The 1792-nt window shown below is 29.1% G+C and carries 2 protein-coding genes; both read left to right on the top strand.

Annotated features, from left to right (window positions below; all coding sequences use genetic code 11):
* Positions 1–459, top strand: a 459-nt coding sequence (locus tag HEP82_RS19760; RefSeq protein ID WP_225622572.1) for a hypothetical protein, incomplete at its 5' end; no start/stop codon positions are given.
* Positions 456–1792: antiviral reverse transcriptase Drt3b (drt3b, locus tag HEP82_RS19755; protein WP_192459605.1), on the top strand; the 1337-nt coding region annotated here is incomplete at its 3' end. The genes HEP82_RS19760 and drt3b, both read left to right, overlap by 4 nt.

Below are 1792 nucleotides of genomic sequence, written 5' to 3'. Positions count from 1 at the left end.
CGATCCATTACTATAACATTAGCTGATGATAAAATAAGAAAAATAAAAACAAGAATCATTCATTCATTACTAGATCGATGTTATGGAACGGAACCAGTAGATAAAAAATCTGATTTATTACGTAAAAGAATTAATATTCTTTCAGGGAATTATCCAATAATGTCAAACAAAGGAAGAAATGGTACATTAAAAGGAGGTATATATTATAGTAATCGATTGGTTAACAATCCCGGAATATTCAAAGAAATAAATCTTTTCTTAAAAAAATCAATGTTTTCTAAAAGTAGAAACTCCTTTGGGATGGGAATGCAAAGTATTCCAGAGCATGAAAAACTGGAAATCTGCAACATCGATTTTAAAGCTGGATTTCAAAACAAAAAATATATAAATATATCAAACCAAGAAATGCAGGAAATAAAGAAGTGTTGGGAACACAAAAACCATAAGAAGAGAAGATGAATAAGAAAATTTTACTAAATAAAAGAGATTTCTCCAGAGTAATTCTCACGGATGTCCTTCCATATGAAGTTCCATTTATTCTGACTAATGAGGGTTTATATAATGCAGTAAAATTAAAAATAACACGTAAAAATGAAATTTTAAATGCTATATTTCATAGCGGAGACGAAGTGTTAACTAATCCTTTGAGTTATAAAATAACTAAGGATGCTGAATCCGAGAGAACTTTATACTTAGTTCACCCAAGCGTACAAATAAAGATAAGTGAATTATATAAAAACTATAACCAACTAATTACTCATCTATGTACAAGAAGTACGTTTTCCTTACGACATCCATCAAAAATTGCTCACGCTTATTACAGCAAAGAACAAAGAGAAGTAAAATCAGAGGAAAAGTTTAAAGATGAAGGTGCAGGATTAGATGGAGACCGAGAGCCGATATATGCAAGTACTTTTTTTGAATATAAAGATGTCAGTTTTTTATATAAATTTTACGATTCTTATCAATTTCATAGAATAGAAAAGAAATTCGAAAAGTTATTTAAATTTGATATAGCTAAATGTTTTGCATCAATATCTACTTTTCAACTACCTAAATCATTAAGAGATATTGAAAGCTATAATAATTCAAGAGGACTTTATAGTTTTGAGTCTGTTTTCGAAAAGATAATGAATAATGCTAATTTAGGTAACTCACATGGAATTGTAGTAGGACCAGAGTTCTCTAGAATTTATGCGGAAATAATTTTGCAATCAATCGATGTAGAGATAAAAAACAAACTCAAATCCCTAAATATAGACAAAAATGGTGGTGGCCTAATTGAAAATGTAGATTATGTTATTAAAAGGTATGTTGATGATTATTTTTTATTTTACAATGATGAAAATGTCAGGGAAGTTGCCTATAAAGCATTAACAGAAGAATTAGAGAGGTATAAGTTATTTTGCAATGAATCAAAAAACAAAAAACTGTCTATTCCATTTATTTCTGGAGTGACAATTGCAAAGCAACAGTACAAAAAACTTATTTATGAACTTTTTTCAAAATTTGGGCCAGTTGATGAATCTACAAATTTAATGGGTATCAAATCCCCTATGAATAGGTATTATCAAATCGCCAACCAAATCATAACCGACATTAAATGTGTTGTATATACAAACAATGTTTCATATTCTAGCATAACGGGATATTATTTCACGCTAGCACGGATAAAAGTTGCTGAAATTGAAGATGCCCTGTCAGATTACAAAGACTCTTTAGAACAATGTGATAAAGTTACAAATTTCCTTCTTATCATTATAGAAATATCATTCTTTGTACACTCAATGGA

Origin of the sequence: Musicola keenii (genome assembly GCF_014855505.1) — a bacterium.
Taxonomy (GTDB): Bacteria; Pseudomonadota; Gammaproteobacteria; order Enterobacterales; family Enterobacteriaceae; genus Musicola; species Musicola paradisiaca.
The sequence above is the reverse complement of the archived record's forward strand: the minus strand, read 5'-3'. Positions and strand labels throughout refer to the sequence as shown.